Source organism: Kaistia soli DSM 19436, assembly GCF_900129325.1.
Taxonomy (GTDB): domain Bacteria; phylum Pseudomonadota; class Alphaproteobacteria; order Rhizobiales; family Kaistiaceae; genus Kaistia; species Kaistia soli.
In genome coordinates this window covers 28,932-50,626 of record NZ_FQUP01000009.1, presented here as the reverse complement: position 1 = coordinate 50,626, position 21,695 = coordinate 28,932, and the positions used below count along the sequence as shown (strand labels likewise).

The window sequence follows — 21,695 nt, the reverse complement described above, 5'->3', positions numbered from 1 at the left end:
TCAGGCGATGCGCACGGTCATTTGTGCGTTTCATCATGCGCGCAACAAGGAGACGGGCGTGACCACGACCGCAAGCACGAGTGCCACGCCGACGGTACCCACGAAAAAGCAGGCCGACGAGCGTTCGGCGATCCACACGGTTCGCCAGCTGTGGCCCTATATCTGGCCGGACGATCGGCCCGATCTCAAGCTCCGGGTCGTCGGAGCGCTGGTGGTGCTGGCAATCGCCAAGATCATCACGGTCTTCGTGCCGTTCTTCTACAAATGGGCGACCAATGCCCTGTCCGGCTCCCAGCCGGCCGGCGCAGCCGTTGCTGGTGTCGCGGCGCTCGTGACCGTTCCGATCATGCTGGTGATTGCCTATGGCGCCGGCCGCGTTCTGCTCAATCTCTTCAATCAGTTGCGCGATGCGCTGTTCGCGCGTGTCAGCGAACACGCGATCCGCAAGCTCGGCCACCGCTCCTTCGTGCATATGCACCGCCTGTCCCTGCGCTTCCACCTGCAGCGGCATACCGGCGGGCTGTCGCGCACGATGGATCACGGCATGAAGGGTGTCGACGCCATTGTCGACCACATCATCCTCAATACGCTGCCGACGTTGCTCGAATTCCTGCTCGCGGCGATCATCATCGCGTGGCAGTTCAACCTGACCTATCTCGGCGTCATCGTTGCGACGATCGGCGCCTATGTCTGGTTCACGGTCGTCGCCTCCAACTGGCGCATCGCTCTCCGGCGCGACATGAACGCGTCGGACACAGAGGCGAATTCGAAGGCGGTCGACTCGCTGCTGAACTACGAGACGGTCAAGTATTTCGGCAATGAGGAGATGGAGTCGAACCGCTACGACGTATCGCTGGCGCGGTACGAGGCGGCCTCGGTCAAGACCTGGACGTCTCTTGCCTGGCTCAATATCGGCCAGACGGTGATTTTCACCATCGGCATGACGACCTGCATGGTGCTGTCGGGCCTTGCGATCATGAACGGGACGCAGTCGCTCGGCGATTTCGTCATGATCAATGCCCTTTTGATCCAACTCTCCTTCCCGCTGAACTTCATCGGGACGATCTATCGGGAACTGAAGCAGGGCCTCGCCGATGTCGAGGCGATGTTCGACCTCCTCGAAGTTCCGGAGGAAGTGCAGGATAAGCCGGGAGCGCCGGTGCTCGTCGTTTCGGAGGGTGCTGTCCGTTTCGAGGACGTCGTCTTTCATTATGACGCCAATCGGCCGATCCTTAAGGGCATCAGCTTCGAGGTGCCGGCCGGTAAGACCGTGGCGATCGTCGGCCCTTCGGGGGCAGGCAAGTCCACGATCTCGCGCCTGCTGTTCCGCTTTTATGATGTCACCGGCGGCCGCATCACCATCGATGGCACCGACATCCGCGACGTGACGCAAAAAAGCGTCCGTGCAGCCATAGGCATGGTTCCGCAGGACACGGTGCTGTTCAACGACACGATCGCCTACAATATCCGCTACGGCCGCCCTGCGGCCTCCGAGGCGGAGGTTCAGGAAGCGGCCGCGATGGCGCAGATCGGGCCTTTCATCGAAACGCTGCCGAAGGGCTACGATACGGAAGTCGGCGAGCGCGGGCTGAAGCTATCGGGCGGCGAGAAGCAGCGCATTGCCATCGCCCGCACCATCCTGAAGGCCCCGCCGATTCTGGTGTTGGATGAGGCTACGTCGGCGCTCGATACCCACACCGAGCGTGAGATTCAGGGCGCGCTCGACCGCGTTTCCAGGGGCCGCACCACGCTTGTCATCGCGCACCGACTCTCCACGGTCGTCAATGCCGACGAGATCATCGTGCTCGAAGGCGGCAGGATCATCGAGCGCGGCCGGCACGAGGCGCTGATCCGCGCCGACGGGCTCTATGCGTCGATGTGGAATCGGCAGCGCGAGGCTGCCGAGGCTGCCGAGCGGCTGCGCCAGGTCGAGGAAAGCGATACGCTTGGCCTCGTCGTGCGCGGTCCGAAGGCCGGGCTCGAGCCTGTGGCCTGATCGGCGGCGGCGGCTTCACAGCCCCGCCGATCCGTGTTTTATCGGGGCACCACGCGGCGAGAGACAGGGTGAGCATGGATTCTGTGCTGAAATCGATCCGGGCATCCCTGGTGCCGATCCATCGCGAGGGCTATCCGTTCATCGCGATTCTGGCCTTCCTGGCGCTGTTCCTTGGCTGGCTCTGGGGGCCTTTGTTCTGGATCGGCCTGATCGCGACGGCCTGGTGCATCTATTTCTTCCGCGATCCTCCGCGCGTGACGCCGCTTGGACCTGGGCTCGTCATCAGCCCGGCAGACGGCCGCGTGTCGCAGGTCGGCCTCGCGCTGCCGCCGCCCGAGCTCGAGCTTGGCCCGCTGCCGCGCATGCGCATTTCCGTGTTCATGAATGTCTTCAACTGCCACATCAACCGCGCGCCGGTCTCGGGTCGGGTGCGCAAGATCGCTTATAAGCCGGGCCGCTTCCTCAATGCCGAGCTCGACAAGGCGAGCGAGGACAATGAGCGCAACGGGCTGGTGATCGAGGGCGAGCACGGCACGGTCGGCGTTGTCCAGATCGCGGGGCTCGTCGCGCGGCGCATCGTCTGTTTCAGCCGCGAAAGCGAAGTTCTCTCGGCGGGCCAGCGCTTCGGCCTCATCCGTTTCGGGTCGCGGCTCGATGTCTATCTGCCCGAGGGCTATGCGCCCTTGGTGGCGGAAGGGCAGATCGCCGTCGGCGGCGAGACGGTGCTCGCCCGTTTTGGCGCCGCTGCTGACCGCACGGTCAGGGTCGACTGATGGAAACGATCTTTCCGCCGTTTGATCCGGACGAAAGCTCCAACAGGCCGCGCCTCAGGCAGGTTCGGCAGGTGCCGATCCGGATGATCCTGCCCAATTTGGTGACGCTGCTTGGGCTCTGCGCGGGGTTGACGGCTATCCGCATGGCGATCGAAAGCCGCTATGGCGAGGCGATCGCCATGATCGTCATCGCAGCCGTGCTCGACGCGGTGGATGGGCGGGTGGCGCGTCTGTTGCGTTCGACCTCGCGCTTCGGCGCCGAGCTCGATTCGCTGGCCGATTTCGTCAATTTCGGCGTGGCGCCCGCGATCATTCTCTATGTCTGGGCGCTCGATCAGGTCCATTCGCTGGGCTGGATCGCAGCGCTGGTGTTTTCGATCTGTGCGGCCTTGCGTCTGGCGCGCTTCAACGTGGCGATCGACGGGCCGACCAAACCCGATTGGCATGGCAATTTCTTCACAGGCGTGCCGGCCCCGGCCGGCGCGCTGATCGTGATGCTACCGGTCTATCTAGAGAATCTCGACATACCCATCGCTTCGGTCGGCGTGCCGATCGTCTTTCTCTACACGGTCGCCGTCGGCTTGCTGATGGTGAGCCGGCTGCCGACATGGTCGGGCAAGAAGATGGGTGCGCGAATCCCGCGCGAGGTGGTGCTGCCGCTGTTCGTGCTGGTGGTTGTCGCGGCTGCCTCGTTGCTGAGCTATCCGTGGCACGTGCTGGCGGCTGGGGCGACCGCCTATCTTATCGCGCTTCCCCTTGGCTGGCGGCAGTTCCGTCGCCTCGAGGCGCGCGACCGCGCCGCCGGACGCCACAGCGAGCCGGCCGATCTTTGAGCCAGCCCGCGGGCGGCGTCACGGCGCCGCCATGCTGCGGTGTTAGCGGCAGCGCAGCCGGCCCTTTTATCGTGCGATGACTTTCGCGGGCCGACCTCCCGCGCTAGAAGCTGATCCTCAGCCTCCGCCGCGCTCAAGAAGGACCTTTGCATGACCGCCATCATCGACATCACCGCCCGCCAGATCCTCGACAGCCGCGGCAATCCGACCGTCGAGGTCGACATCCTGCTCGAAGACGGCTCGCTCGGCCGCGCCGCCGTCCCCTCGGGCGCGTCGACGGGCGCGCACGAGGCGGTGGAGCTGCGTGATGGCGAGAAGTCGGTTTATCAGGGCAAGGGTGTCCTGAAGGCCGTCGAAGCCGTCAATACCGAGATTTTCGACGCAATCGGCGGTATGGAGGCTGAGGATCAGAGCCTCATCGATACAACGATGATTGAGCTCGACGGCACGCCGAACAAGGCGCGTCTCGGCGCCAATGCCATCCTCGGCGTCAGCCTGGCGCTCGCCAAGGCCGCAGCACAGGCCGCCGGCCAGCCGCTCTACCGCTATGTCGGCGGCGTCAATGCCAAGGTGCTGCCGGTTCCGATGATGAACATCATCAACGGCGGCGTGCATGCTGACAATCCGATCGATTTCCAGGAATTCATGATCCTGCCCGTCGGCGCGCCGTCGCTGGCTGAAGCGGTCCGCTGGGGCTCCGAAGTGTTCCACACGCTGAAGAAGGCGCTGAAGGACGCGGGCCACAACACCAATGTCGGCGACGAGGGCGGCTTCGCACCGAATCTTCCGTCGGCTGTCGCTGCGCTCGATTTCGTCGCCAAGGCGATCGAGAAGGCCGGCTACAAGCTCGGCGAGGACATCTATCTCGGCCTCGACTGCGCGGCGACCGAGTTCTTCAAGGACGGCAAGTATAATTACGAGGGCGAAGGCGTCGTCCGTACCATCGACGAGCAGATCGCCTACCTCGCCGACCTCTCGTCCAAGTTCCCGATCATCTCGATCGAGGACGGCATGAGCGAGGACGACTGGACCGGCTGGAAGGGCCTGACGGATTCGATCGGCAAGAAGGTCCAGCTCGTCGGCGACGACCTTTTCGTGACGAACACCGAGCGCCTTTCGCGCGGCATTAAGTCGGGGACCGCCAACTCGATCCTCGTCAAGGTCAACCAGATCGGCTCGCTGACCGAAACGCTCGACGCCGTGGCGATGGCACACAAGGCCGCTTACACCGCCGTCATGTCGCATCGTTCGGGAGAGACCGAGGATTCGACGATCGCCGATCTCGCCGTCGCGACGAATTGCGGGCAGATCAAGACCGGCTCACTCGCTCGTTCGGACCGGACCGCCAAGTACAACCAGCTCATCCGCATCGAGGAGCAGCTCGGCATTCAGGGTCAGTATGCCGGCCGCAGCATCCTAAAGAGCTGATCATCCCTGCCGGGGCCGCGGGCGTATAGCCCGCGGCACAACCGCACCGCGATTGTTCGATGGGTGACAAGTTAGTAGGCGATCCTTACTGTCGAGAGCGATTCAGTGGGAGTCGGGCCGGGGTTTACGGGGGTCGCCGCCTTTAATCCCGCTGGATGGCAGCGAATGATGGGCTGCCGTGGGTAGTTCCCGACCCTCGACAAGGTGATCGATGCCGCAGGGGTTCGTGACGGCCGTTGGTCATTCAGCCGGTGCCACCAAAGGCGCGGTTGCATGACGGATCATATGAAGCTCGGCAAACGCATTCGCGATGCCCGCCGCCAGCGGCGTCTGACCCTGGAGCGAGTGGCGTCGATGACTGGACTGTCGGTTGGCTTTCTCAGCCAGGTCGAGCGCAACATCACCAAGCCGTCGCTGGCGTCACTCGCCCTCATAGCCCAGTCTCTCGAAATGACTGTCAGCGGCCTGCTGCAGGAATCGGACCTGCCGATCTCCGTTTCGCGTCGCGAGGGCCGGATCGCCTACCAGATCAAGGACGAAGCCGGCTCCTATGAACGGCTCTCAACCAGCTTCCCCACGCAACTGCTAAGTGCCGTGAAGCTCTATTTGCCTTCCGCATTGCGGTCCAAGGTCTTTTCCTATGACGGCGAGCTCATTGTCTACGTGCTAGGTGGAACGATCCGATATGTGATCGAGGGCGTCATCTACGAGCTTCAATCCGGCGACTCGCTGCATTTTTCGACTTCAAAACCACACTGGGTCGCCACGCCGAGCGATTCGACGGCCGAGATTCTCGTGCTGAGCACGCAGCAGGTCGTCGACGACTACCATCGGATTTCCCAGCATATCAACGTGTTGGATTAGCCGCGCGCCGGCCGACGGCGGAGAGGGCGATCAGTCGTCGCGGCGGAACGTGATCCCGTGTTCGAGCGCCGTCTTGCCGAAACGCTCGCGCACTTTGTCGATCGCGGCTTCCGCGGCGGCGCGCTTGGCGGCGGCCGGGTCGAGGAGATCATCGGGATCCGCGAGCGCCGGATCCTCGAAATGCGAAAGCGAGACCCCGATGAGGCGGAACGGCGTTCCGTCGATCTCCTTGGCCAGAAGCTCCTCGGCGGCACGGAAGATGCGGTCGGCCAGACGCGAGGGATCTGCGAGTTGGCGCGCCCGGGTGCGCAGGCGGAAGTCGGCCGTCTTCAGCTTGAGCGTCACGGTATGCGCGGCAAGATTGGCGCGCTTCAACCGGCCTGCGGCCTTCTCGCACAGATGGCGAAGGACCGGGCGGAGGTCGGCCAGGGCGGCTATGTCGGTGTTGAAGGTCGTCTCGGCACCGATCGACTTCGCATCATGGCGCGGATCGACGGCGCGGCGATCGTCGGCGTGCGACAGCCGCGCGAGGCGAAGGCCCATCGAGCCATAGCGGCGCGCGAGCTCCGCTTCCTCCATCGCCTGGATCTGGCCGATGGTGCGGATGCCGTCGGCGGCGAGCTTCTGCTCAAATGCCTTGCCGACGCCCCAGATCAGGCCGACCTTCTGCGGCGCCAGGAAGCTGACCGCCTCGGCGCGGCCGATAACGGAATAGCCGCGGGGCTTATCCTGGTCGGATGCGATCTTGGCGAGGAATTTGTTGAAGGAGAGGCCGACTGAGATCGTGATGCCGACCTCCTTCTCGATGCTGCGGGCGAAGCGGGCGAGCTGCAGGGCCGGCGACGCCCCATGCAGCCTTTCGGTGCCGGTGAGGTCAAGAAAGGCCTCGTCGATGGAGATCGGCTCGACCAATGGGGTCATCGCCAGCATGCGCTCGCGGATTTCCCGGCCGACCGCGACGTATTTTTCCATGTTCGGGCGGATGACGACCGCATCGGGACAGAGCTTCAGAGCCTGAAACATCGGCATCGCCGAGCGGACGCCGCGGATGCGCGCGATATAGCAGGCGGTGGAGACAACGCCGCGCCGCGCGCCGCCGATGATCAGCGGCTTGTCGCGAAGGCTCGGATCGTCGCGTTTCTCGATCGAGGCATAGAATGCGTCGCAGTCGACATGGGCGATCGAAAGCGTGGAGAGTTCCGGATGGCTGGCGATGCGCGGGCTGCCGCAGGCGCGGCAGCGCGCAAGGCCGGCGGCCCCGGTGAGGCAGTCGCGACAAAAACCCGGTGATGGGGCGGCGAGGGGGTTCATCGGATGTGATCCAGCCTATCCAAACGGCGACGGCGCGACAATCGTCCGGCTTTTGCCGCGCTTGGTTGCGGCGCGCCGAGGCACGATGATATAGCGAGCGGCGGCCGCCTGCCGCCCGATCCGCCTGTTGTTCCGAAGGATTCCGCCATGTCCGTCGACATCGCCACCGTGAAGCGCGTCGCCCGTCTCGCCCGCATCGCCATATCGGACGAAGAGACAGTCGCCTTCCAGTCCGAGATCAATGCGATCCTCGGTTTTGCGGAACAACTGAATGAGGTCGATGTCAGCGCCGTTGAGCCGCTCACCTCCGTGGTGGCGCAGGTGATGAAGATGCGCGACGACGTGGTGACGGACGGTTTCTATGCCGACAAGGTCGTCGCCAACGCGCCGGCTTCCGACGATGATTTCTTCATGGTGCCCAAGGTCATCGAGTGAAAACGCCGGCAGCGCTCATTCCGCGCGCCGCTTCGATCCCTGCATCCGCCGCCTTCTGACGCGAGAATCCGATGACCCGTGCCGACGACCTGACCAGCCTTTCCATCGCCGAGATCCGCGACGGCCTTGCCACCAAGGCATTTTCCGCAGTCGAGCTGACCAAGTCCTATCTCGCGGCGATAGAGGCGGCACGTTCGCTCAACGCCTATATTGTCGAGACGCCGGAGCAGGCGCTTGCCATGGCCGAAGCATCGGATGCCCGCCTTGCCAGCGGCGAGCAGCGACCGCTTGAAGGCGTACCGATCGGCGTCAAAGACCTCTTCGCTACGGAAGGCGTCCACACGCAGGCGGCGTCCAACGTGCTTGCCGGCTTCAAGCCGACCTATGAATCGACCGTCACGGCCAATCTTTGGGCCGATGGGGCGGTGATGCTCGGCAAGCTCAACATGGACGAGTTCGCGATGGGCTCGTCGAACGAGACCTCCTATTACGGTCCGGTCACCAATCCATGGCGCCGCGAAGGCTCCAACATGCCGCTGGTGCCCGGCGGCTCGTCGGGCGGGTCCGCTGCGGCCGTCGCGGCAAGGCTCTGCGCGGGTGCCACGGCGACCGATACCGGCGGCTCGATCCGCCAGCCTGCCGCGTTCACGGGCACGGTCGGCATCAAACCGACCTATGGCCGCTGCTCGCGCTGGGGCATCGCCGCCTTTGCCTCGTCGCTTGACCAGGCTGGCCCGATTGCCCGCACCGTGCGCGACGCGGCCATCCTCTTGAAGTCGATGGCTTCCGTCGATCCGAAGGACACGACCTCGGTCGACCTGCCCGTTGGCGACTACGAGGCCGCGATCGGCCAGTCGGTCAAGGGGCTGCGTATCGGCATCCCGCGCGAATATCGGCTCGACGGCATGCCGGCTGAGATCGAGGCGCTGTGGCAGCAGGGCATTGAATGGCTAAAGGCGGCCGGTGCCGAGATCGTCGACATCTCGCTGCCACACACGAAATATGCGCTTCCGGCCTACTACATCGTGGCGCCCGCCGAGGCCTCGTCGAATCTCGCCCGCTATGACGGTGTCCGCTATGGGCTCCGCGTTCCCGGAGATGACATCGTCTCGATGTATGAGAACAGCCGCGCTGCTGGTTTCGGCCGCGAGGTGAAGCGCCGCATCCTGATCGGCACCTATGTGCTCTCGGCCGGCTATTACGATGCCTATTACGTGCGTGCGCAGAAGATCCGCACCTTGATCAAGCGCGATTTCGACATCGCCTTCGAGGCCGGCGTCGACGCCGTCCTGACCCCCGCGACACCGTCGGCGGCGTTCGGGCTGCAGGAGATGGCGCTCGCCTCGCCGGTCGAAATGTATCTGAACGACGTGTTCACGGTCACGGTCAACATGGCCGGTCTGCCGGGGATCGCCGTGCCGGGAGGGCTCGACAGCACCGGCCTGCCGCTCGGTTTGCAACTCATCGGCCGACCCTTCGAAGAGGAGACGCTGTTTCGTCTCGCCCATGTCGTCGAAGACGCGGCGGGCAGCTTCACACCCGCTCGCTGGTGGTGAGGTCCGGCATGTCCAAGGCTCCCGCAGACTGCGCGACCAAGGAAGATATCCGGGCCGAGATCGACCGGCTCGACGGCGAACTGATAGGGCTTCTGGCCAGTCGCTTCGGTTATGTCCGCCGCATGGCGGAACTGAAAGCTTCGCCCGAGGAGGCCGTGGTGCCGGCACGGATTGACGAAGTGTTGTCCCATGTCGCGGCGCGTGCGGGCACTGCGGGGCTTGATCCCGATCTTGCCCGCAGCTTGTGGTCGAAGCTGATCGATTGGAACATTGCGTTCGAACGTAAGGCAATCGCGGAGCGAACCGGCGGCAACTGAAGCGTCGCCGCCGGTCGTCTCTTTACCTGTTGTCGAGCTGCGCGCGCACCGCATCAAGGCCGAGGCGCGTGATCCGATAAGGCCCACCGCCGCTCGAGGCGACGAAGCGCCGCCGTCGCAGCCGCTGGAAAAGCTTCATCGAGCAGTCCGTGAGCGCCCAACCATCGCGGTTGAGGCAGTCGGCGGCAACAATACGGCCGGTCTCGTCTTTGACATGGCGGATCAGTCCGCCCTGGGCGAGCGCGTGCAACACGCGTTGCTCGCGTTTGGAAATATTCATGGGAATGATCGTCTGAATCGGGTGATCGAAGCCGCATTTCAGCGGGCCGGGAGCGCAGCGCTCTCGGGCTTCGTTCCCTGCCTTAACGGCAGGGGATCACCGGGACTGTGACGAACGTGACATCCAAACTCCTGTCAGACAGGAGCGAGATAGATCAGGTCGGGTGCCGCAGGCAAGCATCCAACTGTCCGAGTTTTAATGTTTGACGATCGTCGTTGCAGGATGGCAACGGCCCCTTGAGCCTTATGGATTGCGCGGACGCTCCAGCACATACAGCCCGACATCGATCGTGCCGGCGCGGAAGCCGCCTTCGCAATATGCGAGATAATAGTCCCACATGCGGCGGAAGCGGTCGTCGAAGCCTTGCGCCTCGATCGCGGTCCAGGCGGTGTGGAAGCGGCTCCGCCACTCGTTGAGCGTCCAGGCATAGCTGTCGCCGTGCAATTCCTCGTGTCGGAACACCAGTCCTGCTGCTGCCGCCTGCTCGCGCATCAGGCCGCGCGTCGGCAGCATGCCGCCGGGGAAGATGTGGGTCTGGATGAAATCGGGATTGCGACGGTAATTCTCGAAGCGGTTTTCGGCGATCAGGATCGCCTGGATGACCGCGCGGCCGCCCGGCTGCAACCGATCATGCACCGTCTTGAAATAGGCTGGCCAGTATTCCTCGCCGACGGCCTCGATCATCTCGATCGACACGATCCGGTCGAAGGCGCCGGTGACGTCGCGATAGTCCTCCAGCCGCAGATCGGCGGAAAGGCCGGCGCTCGCGAGTCTTTCGGTTGCATAGTCCAGTTGCTCGGCCGACAGCGTCACGCCGGTGACGGCGCAGCCGTTCATCGCCAGTCTCTCAGCGACGGCGCCCCAGCCGCAACCGATCTCGAGCACGCGTTCGCCCCCGTTCAGCTTGAGGAGTTCGACGATGCGGTCGAGCTTGTGCTGCTGCGCTTCCTCAAGCGTCTCGTGACCGCATCGGATCGCGGACGAGTACTGCATGCCACTATCCAGCCAGCGCCTGTAGAACGTGTTGCCGAGATCGTAGTGGAAGGCGATGTTGCGGCGGCTGCCGTCGCGAGTGTTGCGATTGCCGCGATGCGTCAGCCTGTCAAGCAACCGTTTCAGTGGCGTGCCATCGTCGAGCTGCCCGAGATGATCGCCGTTGAGCGCCAGCAGCTCGATGAGCGCTGGCAGGTTCGGCGCAGTCCAGTCGCCAGCCATGCAGCCCTCGGCAAAGCCCGTTGCGCCGCCCGTGATCACGCGGCGAAGCGCCCGCCAACTGTGCAGGATCAGCATGGCTTCGGGCCCGGCTTCTGCGCCGATCTGGACGATGTGGCGCCCAGACGGTGTCACGACGACAAGGCGCCCGCGCCGGATACGCTTCAGCAGCATACGGACGATGATCGCACCGACATCCGGCACAAGGCGGAAGGTTCGGCCGGCTCCCGAGGTTATGGATGGATCACGCGCCGACATGGACTTCCTCACGCTGTCTCTCGGTTATCAGGGTTACGGCAATTGAGGGCGGTGGTGGTCGCCGCGTCAGCGGGACGCCCTTTCGCCAAAGCTTCAAAGCCTCCCAATGGATCCCTGCGATGACCTTCAATGTCAGCAGGGGATGGGAGAACACCGCGCCGAGCAGCGATCGGTCGGTGATCGCATGTCGCTCACCGGTCATCGACGTTGCGATGACAATGCCAGCCTCGTCCGAGCCGTTAACCGCAAGCGACACGGCGTCTGCCGGTGGGCGCACCGCAAAGTCGTAGTCGAGGTCCATGCCGAGGAACGGCGAGACGTAGAACTGCTTTTGGCAGGCATGGCGGAAAAGGTTGTCAGAGTCGGCAGGGCCGTCGATCGCGGCGATATAGCTGTGGCGCTGGCCGAACGTGTTGTGCACCTCGTAGACGATCGCCGCGAGTTGCCCGTCAGGAGCGTGACAGAAGAACAGGCTGATCGGATTGAAGGCGTAGCCGAACATGCGGGGCATGGTCAGCAGGCGGATCGCGGCGATCGGCTGCGTGATGCCGGCCGCGTGCAACTGGCCAGTCACGAGCTGGCGGAGCGTCATCGTATCGCTCGCGCCGTGATCGCCGTCGTAGAAGGACAACATGTTGAAGCGGCCACGCGAGAAAAGCCGCAGCCGCCCGTCCAACGCGTCGAGTTCGTCGAGATCGAGCAGCAGCCAGAAGACGCGGTAGCGCAACTGGTGGCGCTTGGGTCTGAGGCGTCGATGGACGACGGTTCCGCTGAAGAGACCGGATGCGGGATTCAACGAACCGGCTCCCTGCCGCGCGGCTGGTCCTCGATCTGGATGCGCCCGTTCTCATTGGCGACGGTCCATGGGCGGCGGACGCCGCCGAGCTGTTCGGCGACGGCAAGGCCCGATTGCAGGCCATCCTCATGGAACCCGGCACCGAAATGGGCGCCGCAGAACCAGAGGCGTTGCTTGCCCTGCAGTGACCAAAGCGAGGACTGCGCCGCCGATGCAGGGCCATCGAAGACTGGGTGTTCGTAAATCTCGCTGTGCAGCAGCGTGCCGGCGCGCGGCGGCCGCGGCGGATTGAGCGTCACGAAGAGATTGCGCCCGGGAAGACCTTGCAGGCGGTTCATCCAATAGGTGACGCAGAGTCCGTCGCCATTGTCGAGATAGTTCCAGCTGGACCAGACCGAGCGGCGCTTCGGCATCAGGCTCTCGTCGGAATGCAGAACCGTCAGGTTGCGGCTGTAGCGGAAGGCGCCGAGAAGCCGCACTTCGTCCGCCGTCGGACGCTCGATCAGCGACAAGGCCTGGTCGGCATGGGTCGCGATCACGACATGGTCGAAATCGGCCGAAGCGCCGGTGTCGTCGCGCACACTGACCGTCGAGCCATGCCGGGTGACGTTCGCGGCGCCACGCGACAGACGGATGGAGTTGGCGAGCGCGGCAGCGAACACTTCGACATAAGAGCGACTGCCGCCCGTGACGGTTCGCCAGACGGGGCGATCGGTGAGCTTCAGCAGGCCGTGATTGGCGCAGAAGCGGATGAAGCCGGCGGCCGGATAGTCCAGCATGTCGCTGGCGGGCGCGGACCAAACGGCGGCCGCCATCGGCAGCAGGTGATCGTCGCGAAAGGCGGCGCCATAGCCGCGCTCGGCGAGATATTGTCCGAGCGACAGGCTTTGCTCGCTCATCAACGCCAGATCGCGCGGCGCCTCGCGGTAGAAGCGCGTGAGGTCGCGCAGCATCGACCAGAAACGCGGGCGGCCTAGATTGCGCTTCTGAGCGAAAAGGCCACTGAGGCCAGTACCCGAATATTCCAGCTCACCCCCACGCAGAGAAACCGCGAATGACATGTCGGACGGCTTCGTCGCGACGCCGAGATGGGCGAAGAGCGCCGTGAGGTTCGGATAGGCCGGCTCATTGTAGACGATGAAGCCTGTATCAACGGCAACGGACGCATCGTGTAGCCTAGCCGTCACAGTGTTCGAATGTCCGCCGAGCCGCTCAGCCCGTTCATAGAGAGTGACCTCGTGGCGTCCCGACAGCAGCCAGGCCGCCGAAAGGCCCGAAATGCCGGAACCGATCACTGCGATCCTCAGACGTTCTCCATTCACCACTGCGCATCCTTGGTCCGGCGGGGTCTGCCGCGCTGCTCATTTGCGGGTCACTGGAGATGGATACGGATCGGCAGCAGAATTGGATGCGTGATCCGGATAGGATTGTCGCGCGTATCAGGGAGCATGAAGCCAAATGTCAGCCATGGCCGGTCGGGTAAGGCAGCGGGGGCGTTGCTGATGCAGCCTTCCCACCCTTCCGAACTCGGCCGCCTTATCGAAGCGGTCGGGCAGAACCGAGACCGTGAGGCTTTTGCACGGCTGTTCGACCATTTCGCGCCGCGGCTGAAAACCTATCTGATGCGCGCCGGCGCTAATCCTGGCGCAGCCGAAGACTTTGCCCAGGAGGCCATGCTGACTGTCTGGCGTAAGGCGGCGCTGTTTGATCCTGCCCGGGCCGGCGCCTCGACGTGGATTTTCACCATCGCCCGCAATCTGCGCATCGATGCCGCGCGGCGCGAGAAGCTCGGTCAGCGCGAGCCGGATCTGACTGAACTGCCCGATGACCCCGAGCAGCCCGACACGATCCTCACCGGTGCGGACGATGCCGCGCGGGTCAGTTCGGCGCTCGCGGCCCTGACTGCCGAGCAGTCCCGTATCGTCACACTGTCCTATTTTCACGAGAAGGCCCATGCCGAGATCGCACGAGAACTCGGCATCCCGCTCGGAACGGTCAAGTCGCGCCTGCGGCTGGCCATCATCCGGCTGCGCGGCCTGCTGAGCGAGACGCAATGAGCACGATTACCTACAAACCGAGCGAAGAAACGCTTCTCGCCTACGCCGCAGGGACGCTGCGCGGACCCGAGGCAGCCGTCGTTGCTGCCCATATCTCGCTTTGTCCCGACTCCGGGCGGCTCGTCGAGACGCTACAGCGCGTCGGCGGCCATCTGATCGAGCGGCTACCGCCGACACGGCTTGGAGAGAATGCGTTTCGCAACCTCATGGCCCGGATCGATGCGGATGGGGGCGAATCCGTCGTCGAGACCGCTCTCAACGAAATGACCGACTTGCCGGAGCCGCTGCGCCGCTTTCCGCTCGGGCCGTGGCGCTGGCTCGGTCCAGGAACGCGTGTGCGCAGCGTCGGCGTCCCCAAGGATGGCGATTGCCGGGTGCTGCTCTTCAAGATCGATCCTGGCCGGCGCATGCCGCAGCACAGCCACGAAGGCGTGGAATTGACCTGCGTCCTCAGCGGTTCCTATCGCGATGAGGCCGGACGGTTCGGGCCTGGCGACTTCGAGGAGGCGGACGAAGCGACGGACCATCGCCCAATGGTCGATTCGGACTTACCATGTCTTTGTGTCGTCGCGCTCGACGGGCAGATCCGGCTGAGCGGCCTGCTCGGGCGTCTGATCCAGCCCTTCGCGCGGCTCTGACGCGTCAGCGGCTTCGGCTGAGCCCTTTCGCCGCGATCTCCTCCAGATAGCGCGCCCAGAGCGAATCATGGTCGCGGCCGAGTTCGGCAAGGTATTTCCACGAGAACAGACCCGTGTGATGCCCGTCGTCGAAATTGAGCCGGACGGCATAGTTTCCCACTGGGTCGATCGACCGGATGCTGACGTCAATCTTGCCCGGCACGGTCTGGCGCTGCGATGGCGCATGGCCCTGCACTTCGGCCGAAGGGCTGGTGACCCGCAGGAATTCTGCGCTGAAGGTGAACGCGCTGCCATCGTCGAAGGCGACAGAAAGACTATGCTTGTCAGGCGACAGCCGGATTTCGGTCGGCCAGGGCGTCTGCGCGGTGTCGGGCATGGATGCGGATTCCGGTCACGGGACTGAGAGCGCGGTCGTTCGGACTTTGATCCGCGCCGTTCATCCTCTACATCATGTTTGCAGAGACGTCCGCCAAGTCGCCATCGGAAACGACAATGACCACCATCCTGTCCACGACGGGCGCCGCGGCCCCGATGGTCGATCCGTTCGGCCGATCAATCCGCTATCTGCGGGTTTCCGTGACGGATCGTTGCGATTTCCGCTGTGTCTATTGCATGGCCGAGGACATGACCTTTCTGCCCAAGCGGGAAGTGCTCACTCTCGAGGAGCTCGACCGGCTCTGCTCGGTTTTCATCGAGAAGGGTGTCCGGCGGCTCCGGCTGACCGGCGGCGAGCCGCTTGTCCGCCGCAACATCATGAGCCTGATCCAGTCCCTTTCGCGCCATATCGAGGCGGGGCGTCTCGATGAATTGACGCTGACCACCAATGGATCGCAGCTGTCGCGCTACGCAAAGGATCTCGCCGCCGCGGGTGTCCGGCGCATCAATGTCTCGGTCGATACGCTCGATCCCGATCGCTTCCGGGCCATCACGCGGCGCGGCGACCTACGGGTGGTTCAGGAGGGTATCGATGCGGCGCTCGCTGCCGGTATCAAGGTCAAGATCAATGCCGTGGCGCTGAAGGGCGTCAACGAGCATGAATATGACGCGATGATCCGCTGGGCGCATGGCCGCGACATGGACCTGACGCTGATCGAGACAATGCCGCTCGGCGAGATCGATGGTGACCGGACGGATCAGTATCTGCCGCTGTCGCAGGTGCGACGCGACCTCTCCGAGCGCTGGACACTCACCGAGAGCGCTTATCGGACGGGCGGACCCGCGCGCTATGTCACGGTTGCGGAGACCGGCGGCCGCATCGGCTTCATCACGCCGCTGACGCATAATTTCTGCGAAACCTGCAATCGCGTCCGCGTCACCTGCACGGGCACGCTGTTCATGTGCCTCGGCCAGGAAGATGCACGCGACCTGAGGACGCCGCTGCGCGCCTCGGAGGGCAATGACCTGATCGCTGCCGCCATCGACGAGGCGATTGCCCGGAAACCGAAGGGCCACGATTTCATTATCGATAGGGACCACAATCGGCCGGCGCTTGGCCGACATATGAGCATGACCGGCGGCTGAAGCCGTCCCGGTCGGGCCGGGACATGACGATGCTGATCGAACCTCTTGCTTTTGCCGACGAAGGCGCGACGCCCAACCATCCTCACTGGCCCTTGCTGGCCTATCGCGGCGCCCTGACGGTGGAGGCGCTGGCCGATGATGACCACGCCTTCGACACGCTGTTCGAGGCGAATGGCTGGCCGGTTGGTTTTCGCAACGGAATCTATCGGTTCACCCACTTTCATTCTGTGACGCATGAAGTGCTCGGCATCGCGCGGGGCAGGGCTGATGTGCAGTTCGGCGGCGAAAGCGGGCCGATCGTCTCCGTTGTCGCCGGTGATGCGGTACTCCTGCCAGCGGGCACCGGCCACAGGCTGATCGAAGCCGGCGCGGATCTCCTCGTGGTCGGCGCCTATCCGCCAGACGCCGACTACGACCTCGTCAGGGCCGGTGAGGGGGATGCGGTCACGCTGCGTAAGCGGATCGCGTCGGTTCCACGGCCGGACAGCGATCCTGTGCTGGGTCAGGCAGGAGGCCTCGGGCGGCTCTGGCTGGCCGCCTAGCCGGCATCCGATAGGCATCCTTCATCAAGCGGCGTCATTGCACGTTGCCACGTAATTGGTCATGCTGCCTCTGCCGCGACCATTCTGTCCGGCCCGGATTCTCCGCGGCGCCGCACGCCGCCCTGCACCCACCTGACATGACCTCCTTCCAGGCCAATATTCGGGGCATCAGCATGATTTTGCTGTCGAGCCTCGTCTTCATCCTCAATGACACGCTCATCAAGCTCGCGAGCGCTCGCCTGCCGACAGGGCAGATTCTGGTCATGCGCGGCGGTGTCGGACTGGTTCTGATCCTCGTCGTGCTCTTCGCGACAGGCACGCATCGCTACTGGCGCCATGCGCTCAATCCGCTGGTTTTCTGGCGGACGGTCGGTGAGGTCGTCGCGACGGTGCTCTATCTTTACGCCCTTTTCCACATGCCGATCGCCAACATCTCGGCCGTCAACCAGATCGTGCCGCTGATGACCACGGCGGCAGCGGCGGTGTTTCTCGGCGAGGTCGTCGGCTGGCGGCGCTGGTCGGCGATAGCGGTCGGCTTCGTTGGCGTGATGATCGTCATGCGGCCGGGCGTCGCCGGTTTCGACGCCTATGCGCTGGCCGCGCTTGGCTCGATGGCGTTCATCACGATGCGCGATCTTGTCACGCGGAGCTTTCCGGTGGGCATGCCGACGCTGCTGGTGACGGCGGTGACCGCCGCCGCCGTGACGCTGACCGGCGGCGTGATCGCGCTTGGAGAGACATGGCTCATCCCTTCAACGTATGAGTGGGTGATCCTGTCAGGGGCCGCCTGCCTGCTGCTGATCGGCTATGGGACCATGATTCTGGCGATGCGCGGCGGCTCTTTGGCGGTGATCGCGCCGTTCCGCTACGTCGTGATCCTCTATGCGATCACGATCGGCTATCTCGTCTGGGGCGATATCCCCGACAGCTACACGATCATCGGGACTCTGATTGTGGTTGCGACCGGCCTCTACAGCATTCATCGCGAGCGGCGCGTCGCCGTGGTCAGCCCGTCCAGCGCGTGACGACGTCGGCAAGGGCAGGGCGCGGCCGGTCGGCGGGCTTTTCGCTCTGCCGCCCAAGATGGATGAAGCCTGCGACCCGCTCCGAGGCAACGACACCGAAGATTGCGGCTGCCTCGCCATCGCGGCCGGGCCATTTGAGCAGCCACTGCGCGGCATAGCCGAGCGCGGCGGCGGCTGTGATGAGGTTCATGCCGGCGGCGCCGGCAGAGAGTTCCTGGTCCCAGACGGGGATCTTGGCGGCGGGGTCGGCGCGGCTGACGACAATCACTGTCACAGGCGCCCGCAGCATGTAGAGGGTCCACATATCCTGCTTCGCCGGTGCAAGATCGGGATTTCGCGCCGCATAAAGTGCATCAAGCCGCCGACCGACCGTCTCGCGCGCCGCGCCGGCGACGACGATGAAGCGCCAGGGCACGAGGCGTCCGTGATCCGGCGTGCGGGCGGCCAGCGTCAGCATTCGCTCGAGATCGCGATCGGGGACCGCGTCATCCGTGAAACTCCGCAGCGGCACCGAACGCCGCGTTTCGAGCTTCGCCAGCATGACCTCCGACGTCGCGAGTTCGAGGGAGCCGACCTCGATCGGAGCCGCGGCCAGAGGCGGGGCGCCATGATGAGCCATGGAAATAGATTCCTGCGATGCGGTGAAGCTCCGACCATTGCGCGGCCTGGGGCGCTTGGCAAGCCGCCGCTGTCGAACCTTCGCCGCGAACCTTCAGGCGGCGCGGGCCGCGAGCGCCTGATCGGCTGTCAGCGCCGTTTCCGGGGTGCCTGAGACGATCAACTCCAGCACTTCGGCCTCGTCTGTGTGGGCAATGTAGCGGTCGCCGACATTTTGGCCGCGCTTCATCACCATGATGCGGTCGCCGACCTCGAAGATGTCTGTCAGGCGATGCGAGATGATGATCTGCGCGACGCCGTGGCGCTTCAACTCCGCCATCGTCTCCAGCAAGCGTTCGGTTGCCATGACGGAAAGGTTCGCCGTCGGCTCATCAAGCACCACCACGCGCGGATTGAACGAGATGGCACGGGCAATCGCAACCGATTGCTGCCGGCCGCCCGAAAGGCTCTCTACCTTCTGGAACACCGAATTGACGTCGACCTTGAGCCGCTTCAGCACCTCGTCGGCCTCGGCATACATGCGCTTACGATCGACGAAGAGGCCTTTTCTCGGCCAGCGGCCAAGGAAGATGTTCTGCGCGATGTCCATGTTTCCGCATAAAGCGAAGTCCTGGTAAATCATCTCGATGCCGCCCTCACGGCTTTCATGCGGGCTCTTGAAATGGGTCTCGCGGCCGTCGACCAGCACCTCGCCGGAATCGCGCTGATAGGCACCGGTCATCACCTTCATCAGCGTCGACTTGCCGGCCGAATTATCGCCGACGAGGCCGAGGATCTCGCCAGGCGCCAGCGTCAGATTGATATTGCGCAGCGCCTGCACCGGCCCGAAGGCCTTGGAGATATTGCGCATTTCGATGAGAAGCGGGGCGGAGTTTCGGTCTGACATGGCAGGCTCCCGGCGTCAGGACGCGGCGTGAGGATGGATGGCGCGGCGCGCCGCGAGGCGTCGCCTGATCGAGCCGATGAGGTCGCCCTGGCGGATCCAGACATCGCCAACGACGGCGACCATCAGGATCAGGCCGATGAAGACATTGACCCAGTGCTGCGGCATCACGAAGGATTGGCCATTGCCAAGGATCAACTGCAGCGAGAGCAGGGCCCGGATCAGGGCGATCACAGCAGCGCCGGCCAACGCGCCGAGCACCGTGCCATAGCCACCGAAGATCGAGCCGCCGCCGATGATGACCGCCGCGATGGCGTCTAGTTCCCGGAGCTGTCCAGCCGAAGGATTGAAGCTCCTGAGGAAGGCGACATAAATGACGCCGGCGCAGGCGGCGCAGAGCGCGGAGAAGACGAGGCTGATGGCGCGTACCCGTCCGGTGCTGATGCCGGCATATTCGGCGGCGCGGCGATTGCCGCCGGTCGCATAGATCATTTGACCGAACGGCGTTTTGCCGAGCACGACGCCAGCGATGATCGCGACGACGACCATGAAGATGGTCTGGACGCTGAGCGCCGCCGCGACATCGTAGACGAGCGTGCCCTTGGCTGGCGCGATGCCGAAATAGGTCAGCGCGTCGATCAGCTTGCGTCCGAGCAGATTGAAGACCTCGGGGAAGGACGATAGCTGCCGCCCCGCCGTCAGCCAGGCGCCGATGCCACGCGCCATGTAGAACATGCCGAGCGTCGCGACGAAGGCGGGCAGGCCAAACCCGACCGTCAGCAGGGCATTGACGAGGCCCGCCGCCGCGCCAGCGACGAGCGCGATGAAGACCGCGGTGGCGGGATCGAAGCCGAGTTGCTTCATCAGGAAAGCGCAGGTCGCCGCCGATAGGGCGAGCACCGAGCCCACCGACAGGTCGATGTCGCCATTGGCGATGACATAGGTCATGCCGATCGAGAGCAGTCCGACCTCGGTGAAGGACAGCATCAGGTTGAAAGAATTGTCGATCGAGCCCCAGAAGTCGGGCCTCAGATAAAGCCCGACGCACCAGAGCGCGATGGCGAGCAGGATGGCGGCGGCATCCCGGCGCGATAGGAAGCGGCCAATCGGGCCTCGGGCTCGCATCGACCGATCGGATGCCGACGAGCCCTTGGTCTGCGCGCCCTCAATGGCGACGCCGCCGACCTCGATGATCGGGGGCAGGGGCCGGCCCGTCATGCGGGCAAAGAGGCGCGGAAAGACGTTGCGGCGGATGATCCACGGCTCGATTAGCACCGAGAGGAGCAGGATCAGGCCGAGAAAGGCCGGCACGGCGCCGGGCGGCAACTGCGCCATGCCCTGCACCTGCATGTCGATATTGCCCACCTTGACGGTGCGCGTCATCGGAATGCCCTCGCGCAGCACCTTATCGATCAGCGTGACTAGGATCGCGCCGAGGGCGCCGCCGAGCAATCGTCCCCGCCCGCCGAGGATCGATGCGCCGCCCACGATGACCGCCGCGATCACGATGAGCTCTGCGCCCTGGCCGTATTGCGAGGTGATGCCCTTGTCCTGCGCGACGCTCATCAGGCCGGCAAGCGTCGCCGCCAGCGCCGAGAGCACATAGCCGCGCATGCGCACGCGCCGGGTTGGAATGCCGGCATAGGTCGCGGCCAGTTCATTGCCGCCGGTCGCATAGGTCTCATAGCCCCAGCGGGTCTTGGCGAGGACCACCATGCCGACGATCGTCACGAGGATGAAGATCAGGATCTGATTGTTGAAGCCGAGCGCGTTGGTTTCGCCGATCTGCACGAACCACGCCGCCTGGCTCGCCGCCTTCTCGCTATAGGAGACGGTCTTGCCGCCAGTCAGACCGAGAACGAGGCCGCGGCCGATGAACAGCATTGTCAGGGTCGTGATGAAGGACGGCACCCTCAGCACGGTGACGAAGAAGCCGTTGATCAGCCCAACCGCAAGGCCTGCAAGGATCGCCGCGATCAGGGACGGCCAGACACCGAGGTCGTAATAGGACTGCGAGAAGGCGAGCGAAAAGACCGTGGCCACGAGGCCGAAGGTCGAGCCGACCGAGAGATCGAGATCCTTGTTGACGATGACGAAGGTCATTCCGGCGGCCATCACGCCGAAGCGGGCCGCGTCGCGCAGGATCGCCGAAAAGGCGTCGGCCTGGCCGAAGAATTTCGGATTGATGAAGACGCCAGCCACATAGAGCAGCACCATGAAGGCGAGCAGCCCGACCTCCCAGCCGCCGATCAGTTCAAGCGGCAGGCGTCGGCGAAGGGGCGGGGCGGTGCTGATCGCTGTCATGAATCTGTCGGTCTCGAATGCGCTGGCAGGTTCCCCGGCATCCCCTGG

General features: G+C 64.4%; 22 protein-coding genes. 13 read left to right on the top strand and 9 right to left on the bottom strand.

Translation table 11 applies throughout. The annotated features are described in order from the left end of the window. Positions 1-7 precede the first annotated feature (7 nt). From BUB39_RS23425 to BUB39_RS23405, 5 genes are all read left to right on the top strand, one after another. Entirely contained in the window at positions 8-1,996 is a 1,989-nt protein-coding gene (locus BUB39_RS23425; RefSeq protein ID WP_084527907.1) for an ABCB family ABC transporter ATP-binding protein/permease, read from the top strand. 74 nt (positions 1,997-2,070) lie between these two features. After that, positions 2,071-2,769 carry a phosphatidylserine decarboxylase gene (locus tag BUB39_RS23420; protein WP_073058487.1) on the top strand — a complete coding sequence of 233 codons (699 nt, stop codon included), beginning with the start codon at positions 2,071-2,073 and terminating at the stop codon, positions 2,767-2,769. Beyond that, the gene (pssA, locus tag BUB39_RS23415) at positions 2,769-3,602 is read left to right on the top strand and encodes a CDP-diacylglycerol--serine O-phosphatidyltransferase (RefSeq protein ID WP_073058486.1); all 834 of its coding nucleotides are present in this window, start codon (positions 2,769-2,771) and stop codon (positions 3,600-3,602) included. Before BUB39_RS23420 ends, pssA begins: the two co-directional genes overlap by 1 nt. Before the next feature lie 150 nt (positions 3,603-3,752). Continuing rightward, positions 3,753-5,030 carry a phosphopyruvate hydratase gene (gene eno / locus BUB39_RS23410; RefSeq protein WP_073058485.1) on the top strand — a complete coding sequence of 426 codons (1,278 nt, stop codon included), beginning with the start codon at positions 3,753-3,755 and terminating at the stop codon, positions 5,028-5,030. 285 nt (positions 5,031-5,315) lie between these two features. After that, a complete protein-coding gene (locus tag BUB39_RS23405; RefSeq protein WP_175561936.1) occupies positions 5,316-5,894 on the top strand; it encodes a helix-turn-helix domain-containing protein in 579 nt (192 codons plus the stop codon). A 30-nt stretch (positions 5,895-5,924) separates the two neighbouring features. Here BUB39_RS23405 and BUB39_RS23400 read toward each other — a convergent pair whose 3' ends face one another. After that, on the bottom strand, positions 5,925-7,205 hold the full coding sequence (locus BUB39_RS23400) for a DNA polymerase IV (RefSeq protein WP_073058483.1): 1,281 nt from the start codon (positions 7,203-7,205) through the stop codon (positions 5,925-5,927). A 147-nt stretch (positions 7,206-7,352) separates the two neighbouring features. On the opposite strand from BUB39_RS23400, the gene gatC reads away from it, so the two are divergent. From gatC to BUB39_RS23385, 3 genes are all read left to right on the top strand, one after another. Continuing rightward, positions 7,353-7,640, top strand: coding sequence for an Asp-tRNA(Asn)/Glu-tRNA(Gln) amidotransferase subunit GatC (gatC, locus tag BUB39_RS23395; protein ID WP_073058482.1), 288 nt, complete (start codon positions 7,353-7,355; stop codon positions 7,638-7,640). A gap of 71 nt (positions 7,641-7,711) precedes the next feature. Next, entirely contained in the window at positions 7,712-9,196 is a 1,485-nt protein-coding gene (gene gatA, locus BUB39_RS23390) for an Asp-tRNA(Asn)/Glu-tRNA(Gln) amidotransferase subunit GatA (RefSeq protein ID WP_073058481.1), read from the top strand. Positions 9,197-9,204: 8 nt separating this feature from the next. Further along, the gene (locus BUB39_RS23385) at positions 9,205-9,513 is read left to right on the top strand and encodes a chorismate mutase (protein ID WP_073058480.1); all 309 of its coding nucleotides are present in this window, start codon (positions 9,205-9,207) and stop codon (positions 9,511-9,513) included. Positions 9,514-9,535: 22 nt separating this feature from the next. Here BUB39_RS23385 and BUB39_RS23380 read toward each other — a convergent pair whose 3' ends face one another. From BUB39_RS23380 to BUB39_RS23365, 4 genes are all read right to left on the bottom strand, one after another. After that, on the bottom strand, positions 9,536-9,793 hold the full coding sequence (locus BUB39_RS23380) for a YjhX family toxin (RefSeq protein WP_073058479.1): 258 nt from the start codon (positions 9,791-9,793) through the stop codon (positions 9,536-9,538). A gap of 243 nt (positions 9,794-10,036) precedes the next feature. Further along, positions 10,037-11,263 carry an SAM-dependent methyltransferase gene (locus BUB39_RS23375; RefSeq protein ID WP_084527905.1) on the bottom strand — a complete coding sequence of 409 codons (1,227 nt, stop codon included), beginning with the start codon at positions 11,261-11,263 and terminating at the stop codon, positions 10,037-10,039. Beyond that, complete coding sequence (locus tag BUB39_RS23370; RefSeq protein ID WP_073058478.1) at positions 11,250-12,059, bottom strand: DUF1365 domain-containing protein; 810 nt, start codon at positions 12,057-12,059, stop codon at positions 11,250-11,252. Before BUB39_RS23370 ends, BUB39_RS23375 begins: the two co-directional genes overlap by 14 nt. Continuing rightward, complete coding sequence (locus tag BUB39_RS23365; protein WP_425292934.1) at positions 12,056-13,384, bottom strand: NAD(P)/FAD-dependent oxidoreductase; 1,329 nt, start codon at positions 13,382-13,384, stop codon at positions 12,056-12,058. The genes BUB39_RS23370 and BUB39_RS23365 overlap by 4 nt, the downstream gene beginning before the upstream one ends. A 177-nt stretch (positions 13,385-13,561) precedes the next feature. On the opposite strand from BUB39_RS23365, the gene BUB39_RS23360 reads away from it, so the two are divergent. Together BUB39_RS23360 and chrR are read left to right on the top strand one after the other, a co-directional pair. Beyond that, positions 13,562-14,116 (top strand): sigma-70 family RNA polymerase sigma factor, encoded by a 555-nt coding sequence (locus tag BUB39_RS23360; protein WP_073058516.1) that lies wholly within the window; start codon positions 13,562-13,564, stop codon positions 14,114-14,116. Then, a complete protein-coding gene (gene chrR / locus BUB39_RS23355; protein WP_073058476.1) occupies positions 14,113-14,754 on the top strand; it encodes a cadmium/peroxide/UV radiation responsive anti-sigma factor ChrR in 642 nt (213 codons plus the stop codon). The genes BUB39_RS23360 and chrR overlap by 4 nt, the downstream gene beginning before the upstream one ends. A gap of 4 nt (positions 14,755-14,758) precedes the next feature. Here chrR and BUB39_RS23350 read toward each other — a convergent pair whose 3' ends face one another. After that, entirely contained in the window at positions 14,759-15,130 is a 372-nt protein-coding gene (locus tag BUB39_RS23350) for a gamma-butyrobetaine hydroxylase family protein (RefSeq protein WP_073058475.1), read from the bottom strand. A 116-nt stretch (positions 15,131-15,246) separates the two neighbouring features. Between BUB39_RS23350 and moaA the strand changes: the two genes are divergently transcribed. The 3 genes from moaA to BUB39_RS23335 all read left to right on the top strand — a co-directional run bounded on the left by moaA (position 15,247) and on the right by BUB39_RS23335 (position 17,842). Continuing rightward, complete coding sequence (gene moaA / locus BUB39_RS23345) at positions 15,247-16,275, top strand: GTP 3',8-cyclase MoaA (RefSeq protein ID WP_073058474.1); 1,029 nt, start codon at positions 15,247-15,249, stop codon at positions 16,273-16,275. Positions 16,276-16,304: 29 nt separating this feature from the next. Continuing rightward, the gene (locus tag BUB39_RS23340; RefSeq protein ID WP_073058515.1) at positions 16,305-16,817 is read left to right on the top strand and encodes a hypothetical protein; all 513 of its coding nucleotides are present in this window, start codon (positions 16,305-16,307) and stop codon (positions 16,815-16,817) included. A gap of 137 nt (positions 16,818-16,954) precedes the next feature. After that, the gene (locus tag BUB39_RS23335) at positions 16,955-17,842 is read left to right on the top strand and encodes a DMT family transporter (protein ID WP_073058473.1); all 888 of its coding nucleotides are present in this window, start codon (positions 16,955-16,957) and stop codon (positions 17,840-17,842) included. Here the strand turns inward: BUB39_RS23335 and BUB39_RS23330 are convergent. From BUB39_RS23330 to BUB39_RS23320, 3 genes are all read right to left on the bottom strand, one after another. Further along, positions 17,823-18,461: a nitroreductase family protein gene (locus tag BUB39_RS23330; RefSeq protein WP_084527903.1), complete on the bottom strand. Its 639-nt coding sequence runs from the start codon at positions 18,459-18,461 to the stop codon at positions 17,823-17,825. The genes BUB39_RS23335 and BUB39_RS23330 overlap by 20 nt on opposite strands. A gap of 93 nt (positions 18,462-18,554) precedes the next feature. Continuing rightward, positions 18,555-19,346, bottom strand: a complete 792-nt coding sequence (locus tag BUB39_RS23325; protein ID WP_073058472.1) for an ATP-binding cassette domain-containing protein — start codon at positions 19,344-19,346, stop codon at positions 18,555-18,557. 15 nt (positions 19,347-19,361) lie between these two features. Further along, positions 19,362-21,647, bottom strand: a complete 2,286-nt coding sequence (locus BUB39_RS23320; RefSeq protein WP_073058471.1) for an ABC transporter permease — start codon at positions 21,645-21,647, stop codon at positions 19,362-19,364. Between the last annotated feature and the right edge of the window lie 48 nt (positions 21,648-21,695).

What these genes read in the sequence shown, in the direction of transcription:
- BUB39_RS23425 (WP_084527907.1), top strand. Translation starts at nt 8, where the DNA reads ATGCGCACGGTCATTTGTGCGTTTCATCATGCGCGCAACAAGGAGACG.
- BUB39_RS23420 (WP_073058487.1), top strand. Translation starts at nt 2,071, where the DNA reads ATGGATTCTGTGCTGAAATCGATCCGGGCATCCCTGGTGCCGATCCAT.
- pssA (WP_073058486.1), top strand. Translation starts at nt 2,769, where the DNA reads ATGGAAACGATCTTTCCGCCGTTTGATCCGGACGAAAGCTCCAACAGG.
- eno (WP_073058485.1), top strand. Translation starts at nt 3,753, where the DNA reads ATGACCGCCATCATCGACATCACCGCCCGCCAGATCCTCGACAGCCGC.
- BUB39_RS23405 (WP_175561936.1), top strand. Translation starts at nt 5,316, where the DNA reads ATGAAGCTCGGCAAACGCATTCGCGATGCCCGCCGCCAGCGGCGTCTG.
- BUB39_RS23400 (WP_073058483.1), bottom strand. Translation starts at nt 7,205, where the DNA reads ATGAACCCCCTCGCCGCCCCATCACCGGGTTTTTGTCGCGACTGCCTC.
- gatC (WP_073058482.1), top strand. Translation starts at nt 7,353, where the DNA reads ATGTCCGTCGACATCGCCACCGTGAAGCGCGTCGCCCGTCTCGCCCGC.
- gatA (WP_073058481.1), top strand. Translation starts at nt 7,712, where the DNA reads ATGACCCGTGCCGACGACCTGACCAGCCTTTCCATCGCCGAGATCCGC.
- BUB39_RS23385 (WP_073058480.1), top strand. Translation starts at nt 9,205, where the DNA reads ATGTCCAAGGCTCCCGCAGACTGCGCGACCAAGGAAGATATCCGGGCC.
- BUB39_RS23380 (WP_073058479.1), bottom strand. Translation starts at nt 9,793, where the DNA reads ATGAATATTTCCAAACGCGAGCAACGCGTGTTGCACGCGCTCGCCCAG.
- BUB39_RS23375 (WP_084527905.1), bottom strand. Translation starts at nt 11,263, where the DNA reads ATGTCGGCGCGTGATCCATCCATAACCTCGGGAGCCGGCCGAACCTTC.
- BUB39_RS23360 (WP_073058516.1), top strand. Translation starts at nt 13,562, where the DNA reads ATGCAGCCTTCCCACCCTTCCGAACTCGGCCGCCTTATCGAAGCGGTC.
- chrR (WP_073058476.1), top strand. Translation starts at nt 14,113, where the DNA reads ATGAGCACGATTACCTACAAACCGAGCGAAGAAACGCTTCTCGCCTAC.
- BUB39_RS23350 (WP_073058475.1), bottom strand. Translation starts at nt 15,130, where the DNA reads ATGCCCGACACCGCGCAGACGCCCTGGCCGACCGAAATCCGGCTGTCG.
- moaA (WP_073058474.1), top strand. Translation starts at nt 15,247, where the DNA reads ATGACCACCATCCTGTCCACGACGGGCGCCGCGGCCCCGATGGTCGAT.
- BUB39_RS23340 (WP_073058515.1), top strand. Translation starts at nt 16,305, where the DNA reads ATGCTGATCGAACCTCTTGCTTTTGCCGACGAAGGCGCGACGCCCAAC.
- BUB39_RS23335 (WP_073058473.1), top strand. Translation starts at nt 16,955, where the DNA reads ATGACCTCCTTCCAGGCCAATATTCGGGGCATCAGCATGATTTTGCTG.
- BUB39_RS23330 (WP_084527903.1), bottom strand. Translation starts at nt 18,461, where the DNA reads ATGGCTCATCATGGCGCCCCGCCTCTGGCCGCGGCTCCGATCGAGGTC.
- BUB39_RS23325 (WP_073058472.1), bottom strand. Translation starts at nt 19,346, where the DNA reads ATGTCAGACCGAAACTCCGCCCCGCTTCTCATCGAAATGCGCAATATC.
- BUB39_RS23320 (WP_073058471.1), bottom strand. Translation starts at nt 21,647, where the DNA reads ATGACAGCGATCAGCACCGCCCCGCCCCTTCGCCGACGCCTGCCGCTT.